The organism is Oceanirhabdus seepicola, assembly GCF_023684385.1.
Lineage (GTDB): Bacteria > Bacillota > Clostridia > Clostridiales > Clostridiaceae > Oceanirhabdus > Oceanirhabdus seepicola.
The window spans coordinates 910,955-926,868 of sequence record NZ_JAGSOJ010000002.1 but is presented as its reverse complement, the minus strand read 5'-3'; the positions used below and the strand labels follow the sequence as shown (position 1 = coordinate 926,868).

The window sequence follows — 15,914 nt, the reverse complement described above, 5'->3', positions numbered from 1 at the left end:
ATATATCTTATGAGAGGATTTAATATGAGTTACTATATTTATTCTATAAAACTTTATTTTTTAATAATATCCCTGTTTCAGTTGTTGCTATCCCACCCAATGCTGTCTCTCTTAACTCACAAGGTAAACTTTTTCCTACCTTATACATAGCACTAACAACATCATCAAATGGTATAAAACTTGTAACACCGCTCATTACAAGATCTACAGTTGAAAGAGCATTAACAGCACCTGCTAAATTTCTTTTTGCACAAGGTATTTCTACTAATCCTGCTACTGGATCACAAACCAACCCTAAAATATTTTTTATTACTATTGCCGCTCCATGCAATGCCATCTCTGGAGTTCCGCCCATCATCTCTATCACTGCAGCCGCTGCCATTGCTGCAGCAGACCCACACTCAGCTTGGCATCCACCTTCTGCTCCTGACAATGTAGCATTCTTTGCTATGATAATACCTACTCCTGAAGCTGTGAATAATGCATTTATCATTTCTTCATCATTTTTCTCTAACTTTTCAGCGGCACTTATTATAACAGCTGGTAAAATTCCACATGATCCAGCTGTAGGCGCAGCTACTATTCTTCCCATAGCAGCATTCACTTCTGAACATGAAAGTGCTCTCGCCATAGCCCTCACCATAAACTCTCCCGTTAACGTTTTTTCATTAAGAGAATAATCATATAATGTTTTTGCTTGCCCACCTATTAAACCACTAACAGATTTCACACTATTCTTAAGTGCATACTCAGCAGAATCCTTCATTACTTTAAGATTATTTCTCATTTTATTTATTACAACTTCTCTATTGCTTCCTTCTGTGTCAATTTGAGTCCTTATTGTATACTCACTTATTGAAATATTCTCTTTACTACAGGCTTCTATCAGTTCTTTTCCAGTATTAACAAACATTCTCTTCACCTTCCTTTAAAGGTCTAATTTCCTTCACAGAGTATATGTCTCCTAAATCTCTAATTCTTTGACGTATACTACGACCGCAGCCAGAATCAGTCTCACACACCATTACAGCCTTTTCACCTCTTATATTTCTAAATACTTTCAGAAAAGCAATATTTATTTCACTCTGGTATAAAACAGTACTAATCTTCGATAACATTCCAGGTTGATCTTTATATGAAATTATTAATGTTGGATACTCACCATTTAATTCAACTGGTTGACCATCTACTTCATATATTCTTATACTTCCTCCGCCAATGGATGACCCTGATATTTCAACTATTCTACCACTTTCCTTAAATATCCTAAATTTAATTGTGTTAGGATGCACATCACCTAAGTCTCCCTCAATAAAAGAGTATTCTAATTTTTGATCCTGAGCATGAGAAAATGAATTTCTTATACGAATATCCCATGGATCCATACCTAGAATTCCACCAACTAACGCTCTATCTGTACCGTGCCCCTTATATGTTTTAGCAAAGGAGCCATGTAATATAAACTCAACTTTTTCAATTCCTTCCCCTGAAATAGTACTTGCCATTTTCGCTAACCTTGCAGCACCTGCAGTATGTGAACTGGATGGGCCTATCATAACAGGTCCCAATATATCAAAAACACCATAATTTTTCATTTTATCACTTCCCTATTCATATTTATATAAAGAATAATTAAGCTTTCACTTTCATTTCAATTTTATTCCAAAATAGTTGTATAAAAAATTTTAATTCTCAACATTCATATTTTCACAACAGAAATATTATATTTTAAAAAAACTAAACATACAATACTTATTTTTATTTCCCAATGTTGAAAATCTTTAATAAATTTTGTGGTTAAAAGATATTGTTTTGGTTCATGGAAAATTCTTTGGATAAAACACCCTTCAAAAAAAAATGGAAAATGGAGAATGATGGATGTTTCTGCTTTCGCAGAAACTACATCCTTATTGTTCTTTAGGATAAAGATTTTTACTCATTTTATCTGCCATAAAACATTGTAATATAAATACAATGTTTCATTTATAATGAAACCAGTAACTCCCTATTGTTTCCATACCAATAATAATGTAGGTTCTGACCTTAGTCAGAACCATCCTTCATTCTCCATTATCAATTATACATTATACATTCGCCTTAACATTTTTCTTTACACTTAAATTCTCAATTTATATTTAATATATGTTGTATTTTAATATTTATAGAAGTAGCTTCCCCCCACAAATTCTCTAAGAAGAGAGTTATCAGGTACCAATTCCTTATCTACATCTTTGAACATTTCTAAAAATGCTATAAGTTTTTTTGCTTCATAATACACTGTACTTTCCGAAGTTATCTTTTTCAATTCTTCTATTGCATATTTCTTCAAAACTGCTAACTCATAAACTAAATTTGAGTTAAAAATCGCATCAGCCTCTTCTTGAAAAACAAATATATTTCTTTCTTCTCCTCTTCTAATAGACGGCCACATTTTCAAAGTTCTCTCTGCATCTAATCCTCTTGATAATGCATCTCTAACTATTCTTCTTAATGTTCTAACATCTGTTGTAGGAATTCTATTATGGTTATCTACATTTAATTGTGTTAAACAACTAATATATATCTTAAATTTTTTCTGTTTATCAACTGACGATGTTAACATTTCATTTAATCCATGTATTCCCTCTATAAGCAAAATTCCATTTTCGGGTAATCTTAATTTTTTACCATTCCATTCTCTTTTTCCTATTTTAAAATTAAATTCTGGAACTTGAACTTCTTCTCCATTTAATAAACGACTCAAATGTTCATTAAACAATTCTAAATCTAGAGCATAAATTGATTCAAAATCATATTCTCCATTTTCATCCTTTGGAGTTTTTTCACGATCAACAAAATAATCATCGAGAGAAATCAAAATAGGAATATCCCCATTAACTCTAAGCTGAATTCCAAGTCTATTCGTAAATGAAGTTTTCCCCGATGAAGAAGGACCTGCAATTGACACTACTTTTATTTCTTTCCTATTTGTAATCATATCCGCTATATATGCTATTTTTTTCTCATGAAGTGCTTCATTTACTCTGATAAACTCTCCAATATCACCTTTTACTATTATTTCATTTAGTCCACCTAAATCACCAACATTTAAGATTTTTCCCCACTGTTCACTCTCATAAAAGATTTTAGCCAATTTTTCATGTTGTACAAATTTCGGTAATTCAAGAGGGTTGTTTCTAGTTGGAAATCTAAGTATAAACCCACTTTCATATTTTATTAAATCAAAAGTCTTAATAACACCTGTAGAGTGTGCCATAAGTCCATAGAAACAATCATAGTATCCGTCTAATTCATATAATGTTATAAACTCTCTATTTACGTGTTTTAATACTCTAACTCTATCATTCATACCGTATGCTTCAAATATTTCAATTGCTCTATCAATACTAACTTTTTCTCTTTTTATTTCAATATCACTTTCTATCAATTCCTGCATTTTATCTTTTATTTTCAATATATCATCTTCATTTAAAGCTGTTTTTTTATGAATTTCTCCAAATAATCCCTTACTAAGAGAATGTTCTATTGTTATAGTTGCCTCAGGAAATATATCTAAAGTGGCTTTTATTAAAACCATTTTTAGAGTCCTAATATATGCTCTCATTCCAGATTTATTCCTTATATCAACCACATCAAAAAAACCGTTCTCTTTTATTGATTTATTAAGTTCCCTAAGTTTACCATTGAACTTTGCCAATACTACTGGAATCTCGTTCTTTAATCCATATTTCTCCACCAAATCCAGGTATATTTGCCCTTCATCCACCGTTACGTTTCTACCATCAATCAATGTTATATTATACATTATTCATATACCCCCTTTAGAAACACTTAAAAATAATTTAAACTAACTTATTTTTTCCCATGCCCCTTATCTCCTATACATTATTAGTATTGTTTATAATAATTTTTATTATTATGTATAAAATATAATTGTACCCCAAAAGTTAGGATGATTACTTATGTTTATTTTGATTATTAGAACTATTATATTATATTTCTTTACTCTTGTCATAATAAGATTAACAGGCAAGAGGCAATTGGGTCAATTGCAGCCTTTTGAACTTGTTATAACAGTAATGATTTCTCAACTTGCAACTATTCCAATGCAAGATGCTAGAATACCATTAATTCACGTAATAGGACCAATTGTAACTTTATTATTTTTACAGGTTTTCACTATGTTTTTATCTTTAAAAAGTGAATGTGCTAGAAAATACCTTTGTGGAAAACCTACTGTTCTTATTGAGGAAGGTAAAATTCAAGTAGAACAGTTGGAATATCAGAAAGTCAATTTAAATGATTTGCTTGAAGAATTACGATTAAAAGGTTTTTATAATATTGAAGATATTGAGTATGCTATTTTAGAAACAAGTGGTGAGTTATCTATTATTCCAAGAACATCAAAAACGAATGTAACAAAATCTGATTTAAATATACGTTCAACCCAGGATAAACTCCCTGTTACATTGATATTAGATGGTAGAATAAATTATAATAATTTGAAAGTAATCCGTAAAGATATCCATTGGCTTGAAGAACAACTAATAAGACATAAAATTAATGATTATAAAAAAGTATTTTTTGCCATTTGTGATTCTAACGGAGACTTTTTTTATCAATTACGACCTTGAGGTGAATTATGACTAGAACCAAATGTAGCATTGCTATTTTCATACTTTTACTGTTCTATATTTTATTCTCTATAAATAAAATAAATACTATTACAGCTGAAACAAATAAATTATGTGATGAAATACATGATTCAATAATGTCCTCTCATTGGGAAAAAGCTCATGCCGAATCTGAGGATCTTCTTAAATTATGGGATAAAAATTCTAAATCAATGATTGTTTATGTAAATACTAGTGAATTAGATTTAATCAGTTCTGAAATAGTCAGGTTAACTGACTATATTCAATTTAAGAAACAAAGTGAAGCCATACCTTGCATTAGCGTGATAAAGCACCAAATTAATGAAATTAAGACTTTAGAAAAGTTAACATTGCATAATATCCTCTAACAAAAATATAAATTCAATTTGCAATATGCAACAAATTCTATATAATGATATAGGACAGTATTTTATAAAGAACAATTAACAAATAACAATATTTGTTCTCTATTCTTTGTTCTTTTATTATAAATCTACGAAGTAGTTTATATACAAATTACATATATTATTTTATGAAAGGCGGAGATTAAATGGCATTAGTAAATACTAAAAAAATGTTTGAAACTGCATACAAAGGTGGTTTCGCTATAGGAGCTTTTAACATCAACAATATGGAGATTGTTCAAGGTATAGTAGATGCTTGTAAAGTAAAAAACACTCCTGTTATACTTCAAGTATCAGCTGGAGCAATGAAATACATGAGACCTACTTATTTAAAGCACTTAGTAGACGCGGCTGTTGAAGAAACAGGATTAGATATAGCTTTACACTTAGATCATGGTCCAGATTTTGAAACTTGTAAAAAAGCAATAGACTTAGGATTCACTTCTGTTATGATTGATGGTTCTCACCACCCACTTCAAGAGAATATTGAAATCACTAAGAAAGTTGTTGAATATGCTCATGAAAGAAACGTTACTGTTGAAGCAGAACTTGGAAGATTAGCTGGTATAGAAGATGATGTTGATGTATCTGCAGCAGACGCTATTTACACTAACCCAGACGAAGCTTTAGAATTTGTTCAAAAGACAGGTGTTGATTCATTAGCTATAGCTATCGGTACTAGCCACGGTGCTTACAAATTCAAAGGTGAAGCTAAATTAGATTTTGATAGATTAGAAAAAATTACAGAGAAACTTGAAGCTGCTGGTATACATAACTATCCTATCGTATTACATGGTGCTTCAGCTGTTGATCCAAAATATGTTGCAATGTGTAACGAAAATGGTGGTAATCTTGGTGGAGCTAAAGGTATTCCAACTGAAATGCTAAGAAAAGCTGCTTCTATGGCAGTATGTAAAATCAACATGGATACTGACATAAGATTAGCTATGACTGGTTCAATCAGAAAAGTATTAAATGAAAAACCAGAAGAATTCGATCCAAGAAAATACTTAGGATTAGGAAGAGAAAACGTTACTAATCTTGTAACTGGAAAGATTGAAAATGTATTAGGAAGCTCTAAATAGATAAAAAGCACGGTTACCCGTGCTCTTTTTATTTCTCAATATAGTTTCTAACTTGTTTAATCAGTATATTAATGCTTCCGTCTCCGTTGCGCTTAATCTCAAATCTTTCATTATCATTATACGCATCATGTGTAAGATATAAGTCAATATCACTATCAATTTTCAATCTCGTTCTCTTAAGTTTCTTTTCCACCCAATTTTTATCAACTTGAACTTCTTCTTTTACACCTTCATTAATTGCAAAACTCTTAAAATCTTCTTGAACTTCTTTCTGCTCATGAAACACTTCTTGTGTAAATTCAGCAATATTAATGTTGTCTTCTTCTTTTAATTTTTCTTTTACTTTACGTCTTACCTCTTCTGCCTTTACTGCATTTTCTCCTAAATTTGCTCTAGTCCATTTCTCTGCCGCATTATAAAATGCTTTAGTTTCATCTCTTTCACTATCTATAATATTGCATCCTAAAAAATTCTCTATAAAATAATTTGTACCATATTCTTCTGTATCTTTGCTTTTCTTTTTTTTATCAATTACAAGAAGATCATATTTATTATCTTCTTTGAATACCTTAACAAAAGCGCACTTTGCTACCCTTTGACCACTGCCAGGTAAACCTGTATACTGCGGTATTATATTTATCCCTATTTTTTCTTCTATAAAATCAATTGTATGCATATAGTTTTTTATATAGTCCATCTTAAGCATCCCTAACATAGGCCCTAACTCGCATGAAAAAGCTACAACAATCATATCACAGGAAGGAATATTCCCTCCGCTCTTCATAAGCATGAACATTTGTCTTGAGACTTCTTTCGATACTTCTAAAATATTCTCATGTCCATTTAGGTATTGTTGACATAGTTCTCTTACGATATTTCTTTCTTCACTGTATTTAGCATATTTTAAGTCTTCATCTTTTAATGCCTTTTGTATATGCTTTAATAAGTACGTATATAGTTCATCACTTAAATCTAATGCAAACTCATTAAGTATCGGTTCTTCTCCATTATTATCTAAAACGTGAATTACGGCCTCATAAATATTAATATCACTTACATAATCCAAAATACTCTCCTCCTTTTACTGCACTCTCAATTATATATTGATAGGGCAAAAAATTCAAATATCTACACTGTTCATATTTTCAATTTAGTAACACATTGTGTATTGAATTTATGTTATAATCCTTTAATAAGGAGTGATTTTGGTGAAAGAGTTAGAAGTAAGGATTATAAAGATTAATCCAGAAGAGATAAGAGCAAAATTGACTGAATTAGATGCCAAAAATGTAAAAGAAGAGGATCAAATAAATAGAATTTATGATTATGATGATGGTCGCCTTCTTAATAATAAAGGATATGCAAGAATTAGAACTGTTCATGATAATTTAAATGATAAAACAATCCACTATATGACTGTAAAAAAATTATTGAGTCAAGAAAAGTATAAAATTATGGAAGAAAATGAAACTGAAATTCATAATTGTGATGAAGGCATTGCAATTTTCAAAGCACTTGGACTTAATTTAGTACAAGAAATAAAAAAAAGTAGAGAAAGTTATCAATATAAAAATACTCTAGTAGAAATAGATATAAATGATAAGAGTTTTTGTCCTTTTCCTTATATAGAAATTGAGACGGAAGATGAGAAAGAGTTAGAAGAAGTTGTTTCTCTTTTAGGATACAACCTTGAGGACACTACATCTGCTACCATTTATGAAATTCTACAAAAAGAAGGAGCTGTAAAAGGTCTATAATGTTTGGTTATGTACTTCCATGCAAAATGGAATTAAAAATGAAAGATTATGAAATATTTAGATCTTATTATTGTGGTCTATGTATTGCTATAAAAAATAATTACGGTCAATTACCTAGACTTGTTTTGAATTATGATATGACTTTCCTTGCTATATTATTAGATTCTTTAAATAATGAAGATAGGAGTATTGTAAACAACGCCTGTGTTATGCATCCTATTAAAAAAAGAACTAAAATTATTATCAATAAGCCATTAAATTATGCTGCTTTTTCTAACGTAATACTTGCATATTATAAACTTATTGATGATGTTGAGGATGATAGATCATTAAAATCTTCGATTTTTTCTTCAATGCTTAAACCTTATATTAATAAAAACAATAATGAATATGAAGAAGTAATTGAAAATGTTAAAACCAATCTCAATAAACTGTCATCAATGGAAAAAGAAAACTTTTCTGATAATATTGATCAAATTTCTCATCCCTTTGCTGATATAACAGGTCTTATTGTATCTTATTACTATAAAAATGAAGAATTTAGTGAAAATCTCTATTGGTTAGGTTATAATTTAGGTAAATGGATTTATATAATAGATGCATGGGATGATTTAAAAGATGACCTTGAGAAAGGTAAATATAATCCCATAAATGCAGTCTTTAATAAAAATAATCAAAATTTCAATAAATTTTCTGAGCAAATATACTTGAGAATCGAAGATTTACTTTTAAGTTGTGGTTATAACTGCACTGTTAATCTAAAAAAACTTCCTCTCAAGAAAAATATTGATTTACTTGATAATATACTTCATTTAGGATTGATTGAAAAAATGGATAAGGTATATGAAAAAAAATAACAAATCAAAGATACACACCTTAAACCTAGACTAGTTATTTATTTGAATATGCCGTATGTTATGAAAAGGAGTGAAGATCACAATGGAAAATCCTTATGAGATTCTTAATGTAAAAAAAGGTGCTACCAAAGATGAAATTAGAAGAGCATACAAGAAGTTAGCAAAACAATATCATCCTGATCAATATGATGATAATCCCCTTAGGGATCTTGCAGAAGAAAGAATGCGTGAAGTTAACGAAGCATACGATACACTTATGAAATCAGCTAGTGAGAACAATACTCATAGTAGCAGAAGTAGTTCTTATAGTAATCAAACATCTTACAACAATCAAAGTTCAAGCACTAATAACAACTATAATCAACAGAACTATCAATCTCAAAATGTATATGAAAATATCAAAAATGATATTTATTCTGGAAATTTAAGATCTGCTGAACAGAAATTAAATACCGTAAAAACAAGAGATGCTGAGTGGAATTATCTAATGGGAATATTATTCAGTAAAAAGGGATGGAATGATAGTGCAAAAAGATATCTATCTGTAGCATGTAGAATGAACCCTTCACATCCTGAATACAGAAATGCGCTTGAACAAACAAACTTTAGCACAACATCATATAGACAAAACTATTATGGAAGAAAACACAGAGATAATGATATGTTTGATATGTGCTTTAAACTTTGGTGCGCTGATTCCCTTTGCGAATGTGCTGGTGGAGATTTAATTGACTGTATGTAGGAGGCTTTTATGAAAAACACAAGGTTTATAGCTCTTGGTGGGGTTCTAACCGCTTTAAATATTATAATTCTTTATATGAGTGTATTGCTTCATTTTAATAAGTTATTTTTCTTATTTATTACATCCTGCATCGTAGTCACATCAATTATTATCACTGATAAAAAAACTGCTTTCATAAGCTATGTTGCAACTGCTTTGTTATCATTATTTTTATTATCAGCTAATATTGGTGTTGCAATTGTATATATCTTAATATTTGGAGCATATCCTTTTATTAAACTTTTTCTTGAAGGTTGTAGGAATGCCCCTATTGAATTTCTTTTGAAATTATTATATATTAACTCAGGTGTATTAATAAGTTTTTTATTATATAGCAAATTATTTGCAGATATATTTACATTTAAATTTTCAGTATTTATATTGATAATAGTTTTACAGATTTTATTTATTGTTTATGACTATGCTCTCACTACTTATGTAGTATTTATTACTAAGAAATTCAAACCACTTATCAAAAAACAATAAGTATTTTCTTGACAGAAAAAAGGGTTAAATGTATAATAACATATAATTAAATAATGTACTGCGTTGAATAGGAGTAGTAGATTTATTTTGTATTATCAGAGAACTGTTGGTTGGTGTGAAACAGTAATACAAACTTTCGAACTTGCCTTGGAGCATATCTGTAGAAAAACAGATACGGTGGAAGCCGTTATACAAATAAGATGGATATTTATGTCCGAATTAGAGTGGTACCGCGAATTATACTTCGTCTCTTACTGAGACGGAGTTTTTTTATTATAAAAAATACTTTAAATATTTGAGGAGGTCTTTATATGTCAAATTATTCTACTGCTATTGATAAAAAATGGCAACAAAAATGGGCTGATACAAACTTATATAAGTTTGATGAAAATAATCTTGATAAAAAACTATATGTTTTAGAAATGTTTTCTTATCCTTCTGGAGCTCAATTACACGCAGGGCATTGGTTTAACTATGGTCCAGTAGATTCTTGGGCTAGAATGAAAAGAATGCAAGGATTCAATGTTTTCCAACCTATGGGATTTGATGCATTTGGATTACCAGCTGAGAATTATGCTATAAAAACTGGAGTACACCCTAAGGATTCAACTGAAAAAAATGTAGCTACTATGGAAGAACAACTAAAAGCTATGGGAGCAATGTTTGATTGGGATCATGAACTTATCACGTGTGATCCACAGTATTACAAGTGGACTCAATGGTTATTCTTGAAATTATATGAAAAAGGATTAGCATATAGAAAGAAAGCTCCTGTGAATTGGTGTCCTAGTTGTAACACAGTTCTAGCTAACGAGCAAGTTCTAGATGGACTTTGTGAAAGATGTGATACTGAAGTAACTAAGAAAAATCTTACTCAATGGTTCTTCAAGATTACTGAATATGCAGATGAACTTCTTGATATGATTGATGGTCTTGACTGGCCTGAAAAAACTAAAGCAATGCAAAAACACTGGATTGGTAGATCAACAGGGGGGCAAATTACATTCTCAATCGTTGATTCTGATCTATTATTTGAGGTATTCACAACAAGAGCTGATACATTATTTGGAGTATCTTATGTTGTTCTTGCTCCTGAGAATGATCTTGTTGAGAAAATCACTACACCTGAGCAATTTGAAGAAGTACAAAAATACATTGATGATACAAAAAAACAATCTGAGATTGAACGTCAATCAATTACTAGAGAGAAAACCGGAGTATTCTCAGGTGCCTATGCAATAAACCCTATTAACGGAAGAAAGGTTCCTATATGGATCGGTGATTACGTATTAAACTCATATGGTACTGGTGCTGTTATGGCTGTTCCTGCGCATGATGAACGTGATTTTGCTTTCGCAACTAAATATAACCTTCCAATCGAAAGAGTTATTGAAGGTGGTGAAGAACTTCCATTTACAGAGCACGGAAAAATGATCAACAGTGGTGAATTTGATGGTCTTTCAACTAAAGAAGGAAAAAAAGCAATTCTTGATTCACTTAATGATAAGAATCTTGGAGGAGAAAAAGTAAACTTCAGATTAAGAGATTGGCTTGTTTCAAGGCAGAGATACTGGGGTGCCCCAATTCCTGTTGTTTATTGTGAAAAATGCGGTACAGTAGCTGTTCATGAAGAACAATTACCAGTTGAACTTCCTTATGACGTTGATTTTGCACCAGATGGTAAATCACCACTTGCTAAATGCGAATCTTTCTTAAATACAACTTGTCCTAAGTGTGGTGGAAAAGCTACTAGAGAAGCTGATACTCTTGATACTTTTGTTTGTTCTTCATGGTACTATCTAAGATACCCTGATGCAAATAGTGATAGTAATCCATTTGATAGTGGTAAAATCAATTCTATGCTACCAGTTGATAAATATGTAGGTGGTCCTGAACATGCTTGTATGCACCTTCTATACGCAAGATTTATAACTAAAGCATTAAGAGATATGGGTTACGTAAATTTTGACGAACCATTTAAATCACTTACTCACCAAGGACTTATTCTTGGAGCTGATGGATTAAAAATGAGTAAATCAAAAGGAAACACTATTTCACCAGATGATTATATCAGCAAGCATGGTTCTGATGTATTTAGAATGTATCTAATGTTTGGATTCGGTTATACTGAAGGTGGTGCTTGGAGTGATGATGGCGTAAAATCTATAGCACGTTTTGTAGAAAGAATAGAACGTATTGTAGATAATGCTATTAATCGTACTAGCGAAAATGGGCTTTCTGAAATGACAAAACCTGAGAAAGAATTAAATTTCTGGAGACACACAGCTATTAAAGGCGTTACTGATGATTCTGAAAAAATGCAATTTAACACTGCAATTGCAAGAATGATGGAATTTGTTAATGCTTTTAATAAGTATCTAAACGAGAAAGAGATTAATCCAACTTTCTTAAAAGAGTGTTTAATAGACTTTATCAAAATACTTGCTCCATTTGCTCCTCATTTTTCTGAAGAATGTTGGGAGTCATTAGGTATGGATTACTCTGTTTTCAATGATAAATGGCCAGTATTTGATTCATCAGCACTTGTTAAAGATGAAGTTGAGATAGCAATACAAATAAACGGAAAAATAAAAGCTAAGATTAATATTCCTTCTGGTTTATCTGAAGATGAGATAAAAGAGGCATCTCTAACTAATGATACTATCAAAGCTGCTACTGAAGGTAAAAATATCATTAAAGTAATAGTTATAAAAGGAAGACTTGTTAATATAGTAGCTAAGTAAAAAAAAGCCCTGAGGGGCTTTTTTTTCAGTTGACAGTTGACTATGTTTTTAATTCTTGACTCCTTTACTATGTAAAGTTTTTTCTGTAGTACTTAATAACTCACTAAATTGAATTATATTCCCCTCTTCTATGAGAGAATCGAGAGTTTTTCTAAATCTAGCTGCCTCTGAAGATTTTCCAACTGATGATAACAACTCTATGTTCTGCATTATATCAGAAACTAAACTTGATTTTATTCCAAACAATTTCTGAGCATCCTTTATTTCCTCTTTTATTTCTAACATTTCCTGGTCTAACCTAAACGCTGCATCAGCCGCACTTTTAAGCTTTTTCTTTATATGTGGGGGGATATTATGCTTATATTTATAATTTAATGAATGTTCGATTGTAGCCCAAAAATTCATTGCTAAAGTCCTCACTTGAAGTTCTGCTAATATAACTTTAACCCCATCTGACATATTTACTGGATATTTAATTATAATATGATAACTTCGATATCCACTATTTTTAACATTATCAACATAATCTTTCTCATAAATAATTTGCATATCTTGCCTTTTTCTAATAATATCTATTACTTTATCAATATCATCAACAAATTGACACATAATTCTTAAGCCTGCAATATCCTCAATTTCATATTGAATTCTTTCTAATGGAATATCAAATTTATTTGCTTTTTCTAAAAGGCTAGACATTTCTTTAACTCTACCTGTTACAAATTCTATTGGTGAATAAGTTCCTCTTTTCTTGCATTCTTTTCTTATACTTCTAAACTTAATCTTTAACTCATCTATTGCTTGCTCATAGGGTATTGTGAATTTTTTCCAATCTATTGTCGCCATTAAAATCACCCTTCTAAATATTCTTAATAAATTATCTCTATATACTATTATATAACATTTTTATCTTTCTTTTAATCTTTTTATTTTAAGGACAAATTATTTTTGATATAATTAATGTAGTAACGCTTTATTTGGGAGGCAAACAGTGGATAAAAATTTATTTGAAGAATTAAAAGAAATTGGTTTTAAAAATATTGATGACCTCGATATATACAAGAAAGAACTAAAAGAGGAACCTGTCATTGAGAAAAAAACAAATATTCAAACCTATTTATATGATAGGACTGTAGTTTGTCCAATTTGTGGTGAAACATTCAAAACCCCTTCAGTAAAATCTTCAGCGTATAAAACAACTGGTAAAGAAAGTGATTTTTATATAAACTATTCTTTAATAAATCCATATTTTTATGATGTATGGTTATGTAATACTTGCGGTTATACAGCTATGAAAGTTGATTTTGATAAGATTACTCAAGCTGAGCGAAGATTAATACTCGAAAATATCACGCCTCAATGGACTGGCAGAAAATATCCTAATGTTAGAGATGAAAATCATGCTATTGAACGGTACAAGCTAGCATTATTGAACTACATAGTTAGAAAATCAAAAAATAGTACAAAAGCAATAACCTGTCTAAAGATCGCTTGGATGTATAGACTTAAACCTGAAGAAAATTTCAGACCATTAGAATTAAAATTTATTGAAGAAGCTCTAACTGGATTTAAAGAAGCTTATTACAATGAGGTTTTCCCAATATACGGTATGGATAAGTACGCTACCATGTATCTAATTGGTGAATTATATCATCGTATAAATGATTACGATAATGCTCTAATATGGTTGAGTAACGTACTAACCACCCCTGGTGTTAAAGCATCGTTGAAAGAACTAGCTAGAGATCAAAAAGATATTATTTCAATTAAAAAGAAACAACAAGAAAACACTGAAAATACTGAAACTAAAGATAATGAACCTCTTGTTGAAGATTTATCTTATGAAGCTAGCTCCAAAAATAAAAAGGGCCTCTTTGGAAAGCTCTTTAAAAGAAGTTGAGAACAGTAAAATTCTTAAATATACTTAACTCTTTATTTGATATTTACTTAGATAAAACTTTTTCATATTAATATAAGCTGATAATAGATAACTCTATTATCAGCTTATATTAATATTAATCTTATACAATAAATATTTAAATTCAAACTACAATATTTCATTATAAATGAAACATGTCAACCCCTATTGTCCAAGGAACAACAAGATTAAAATTTCACGGAGTGAAATATCATTCGTTGTCCGTTGTCAACTGTCAACTACCCACTATGTTTTAAAGTATTTTTACTGGATCAAAGTCAATATAATCTGCTGAAGTTAATATAAACTCTATCCCTTCATATTGCCCTTCAAATGCATTCTTTATCCCTGCCCCATGTAGATGTCCATAAATCACTTTCTCTACTTCATACCCCTTAAATAGCCTCATAAACTCATTATCTTCTATCTTCTCATTAAATGGTGGATAATGAGTCACAAATATAATTTTATTATATCCCGCTTCTTTTGCTGCCTTCAAAGAAAGTTCTGCTCTTATACATTCTCTATTATATATCTTTCTATCCTTGTCTTCTTTAAAATTATAGCCTCCTGGACAAACCCAACCTCTGGTACCACATACAGCATACTCACCATATTCGAAGAAATTATTTTGTATGAACATCATATTTTCATAGAGGGAGTTAAGCTTTTTTATACCACTCCACCAATAATCATGGTTCCCTCTAATAAGCAGCTTATTACCTGGTAATGAATTTAACCATTCTAAATCTTTAAACCCTTCTTCTTTACTCATGCCCCAAGATATATCTCCACCTATAATTACAGTATCATTTTCAGTTATTTTTTTTATCCAATTATCTTTTATTCGCAAATGATGATCAACCCATTTCTCACCAAATATTCCCATAGGTTTATCTACACCAAATGATAAATGCAAATCTGATATAGCGTATAATGCCACTATTTATCACCTTCTACTTTCTGATCTAGTTCCATTACATAAGCAAGAATATTTGCTACAACATCATATAACTCTGTAGGGATTTCTTCACCACATTCTACATTAGTAAGTAATTCAGCCAACTCTTTATTTTCTACTGTTGGAACAAAATTTTCTTCTGCTTCTTCAATTATCTTTTCAGCTATTTTCCCAACACCAGCTGCTGTAACAATAGGGGCATCCATATTAGCTTCATATTTAAGTGCTGCCGCTTTTTTTCTTTCGCTCATGTAATCACATCCTTT

16 protein-coding genes and 1 other annotated feature are annotated in these 15,914 nt (G+C 30.5%); of the genes, 9 read left to right on the top strand and 7 right to left on the bottom strand.

The window, feature by feature from the left end; genetic code table 11:
* Positions 1-43: 43 nt before the first annotated feature.
* The 3 genes from sdaAA to KDK92_RS11630 form a co-directional block, all read right to left on the bottom strand.
* On the bottom strand, positions 44-913 hold the full coding sequence (sdaAA, locus tag KDK92_RS11640) for an L-serine ammonia-lyase, iron-sulfur-dependent, subunit alpha (RefSeq protein WP_250859428.1): 870 nt from the start codon (positions 911-913) through the stop codon (positions 44-46).
* Complete coding sequence (gene sdaAB, locus KDK92_RS11635) at positions 903-1,595, bottom strand: L-serine ammonia-lyase, iron-sulfur-dependent subunit beta (protein WP_250859427.1); 693 nt, start codon at positions 1,593-1,595, stop codon at positions 903-905. The genes sdaAA and sdaAB overlap by 11 nt, the downstream gene beginning before the upstream one ends.
* Before the next feature lie 557 nt (positions 1,596-2,152).
* Complete coding sequence (locus KDK92_RS11630) at positions 2,153-3,805, bottom strand: nucleoside kinase (protein ID WP_250859426.1); 1,653 nt, start codon at positions 3,803-3,805, stop codon at positions 2,153-2,155.
* A gap of 157 nt (positions 3,806-3,962) precedes the next feature.
* On the opposite strand from KDK92_RS11630, the gene KDK92_RS11625 reads away from it, so the two are divergent.
* The 3 genes from KDK92_RS11625 (at position 3,963) to fba (ending at position 6,144) form a co-directional block, all read left to right on the top strand.
* A complete protein-coding gene (locus tag KDK92_RS11625) occupies positions 3,963-4,634 on the top strand; it encodes a YetF domain-containing protein (protein WP_250859425.1) in 672 nt (223 codons plus the stop codon).
* 8 nt (positions 4,635-4,642) lie between these two features.
* Positions 4,643-5,023 carry a DUF4363 family protein gene (locus tag KDK92_RS11620; RefSeq protein ID WP_250859424.1) on the top strand — a complete coding sequence of 127 codons (381 nt, stop codon included), beginning with the start codon at positions 4,643-4,645 and terminating at the stop codon, positions 5,021-5,023.
* Between the two features lie 182 nt (positions 5,024-5,205).
* Positions 5,206-6,144: a class II fructose-1,6-bisphosphate aldolase gene (fba, locus tag KDK92_RS11615; protein ID WP_250859423.1), complete on the top strand. Its 939-nt coding sequence runs from the start codon at positions 5,206-5,208 to the stop codon at positions 6,142-6,144.
* Positions 6,145-6,172: 28 nt separating this feature from the next.
* On the opposite strand, the gene KDK92_RS11610 is transcribed toward fba, so the two are convergent.
* Positions 6,173-7,210, bottom strand: coding sequence for a nucleoid-associated protein (locus tag KDK92_RS11610; protein WP_250859422.1), 1,038 nt, complete (start codon positions 7,208-7,210; stop codon positions 6,173-6,175).
* 142 nt (positions 7,211-7,352) lie between these two features.
* Between KDK92_RS11610 and KDK92_RS11605 the strand changes: the two genes are divergently transcribed.
* The 5 genes from KDK92_RS11605 (at position 7,353) to leuS (ending at position 12,769) form a co-directional block, all read left to right on the top strand.
* Positions 7,353-7,901 (top strand): class IV adenylate cyclase, encoded by a 549-nt coding sequence (locus KDK92_RS11605; protein ID WP_250859421.1) that lies wholly within the window; start codon positions 7,353-7,355, stop codon positions 7,899-7,901.
* Positions 7,901-8,758: a DUF5685 family protein gene (locus tag KDK92_RS11600; RefSeq protein ID WP_250859420.1), complete on the top strand. Its 858-nt coding sequence runs from the start codon at positions 7,901-7,903 to the stop codon at positions 8,756-8,758. Before KDK92_RS11605 ends, KDK92_RS11600 begins: the two co-directional genes overlap by 1 nt.
* A gap of 82 nt (positions 8,759-8,840) precedes the next feature.
* Positions 8,841-9,500 carry a J domain-containing protein gene (locus tag KDK92_RS11595; protein ID WP_250859419.1) on the top strand — a complete coding sequence of 220 codons (660 nt, stop codon included), beginning with the start codon at positions 8,841-8,843 and terminating at the stop codon, positions 9,498-9,500.
* Between the two features lie 9 nt (positions 9,501-9,509).
* Positions 9,510-10,025 (top strand): hypothetical protein, encoded by a 516-nt coding sequence (locus KDK92_RS11590; RefSeq protein WP_250859418.1) that lies wholly within the window; start codon positions 9,510-9,512, stop codon positions 10,023-10,025.
* A 54-nt stretch (positions 10,026-10,079) separates the two neighbouring features.
* Positions 10,080-10,280: a binding site (T-box leader), on the top strand.
* Positions 10,281-10,336: 56 nt separating this feature from the next.
* A complete protein-coding gene (leuS, locus tag KDK92_RS11585) occupies positions 10,337-12,769 on the top strand; it encodes a leucine--tRNA ligase (RefSeq protein WP_250859417.1) in 2,433 nt (810 codons plus the stop codon).
* A 48-nt stretch (positions 12,770-12,817) separates the two neighbouring features.
* Here leuS and KDK92_RS11580 read toward each other — a convergent pair whose 3' ends face one another.
* Positions 12,818-13,615 (bottom strand): GTP pyrophosphokinase, encoded by a 798-nt coding sequence (locus KDK92_RS11580; protein ID WP_250859416.1) that lies wholly within the window; start codon positions 13,613-13,615, stop codon positions 12,818-12,820.
* Between the two features lie 145 nt (positions 13,616-13,760).
* Between KDK92_RS11580 and KDK92_RS11575 the strand changes: the two genes are divergently transcribed.
* Entirely contained in the window at positions 13,761-14,669 is a 909-nt protein-coding gene (locus KDK92_RS11575) for a DUF2225 domain-containing protein (protein ID WP_250859415.1), read from the top strand.
* A 271-nt stretch (positions 14,670-14,940) separates the two neighbouring features.
* On the opposite strand, the gene KDK92_RS11570 is transcribed toward KDK92_RS11575, so the two are convergent.
* On the bottom strand, positions 14,941-15,630 hold the full coding sequence (locus KDK92_RS11570) for a metallophosphoesterase (RefSeq protein WP_250859414.1): 690 nt from the start codon (positions 15,628-15,630) through the stop codon (positions 14,941-14,943).
* Entirely contained in the window at positions 15,630-15,899 is a 270-nt protein-coding gene (locus KDK92_RS11565) for an EscU/YscU/HrcU family type III secretion system export apparatus switch protein (RefSeq protein ID WP_250859413.1), read from the bottom strand. The genes KDK92_RS11570 and KDK92_RS11565 overlap by 1 nt, the downstream gene beginning before the upstream one ends.
* Positions 15,900-15,914 lie beyond the last annotated feature (15 nt).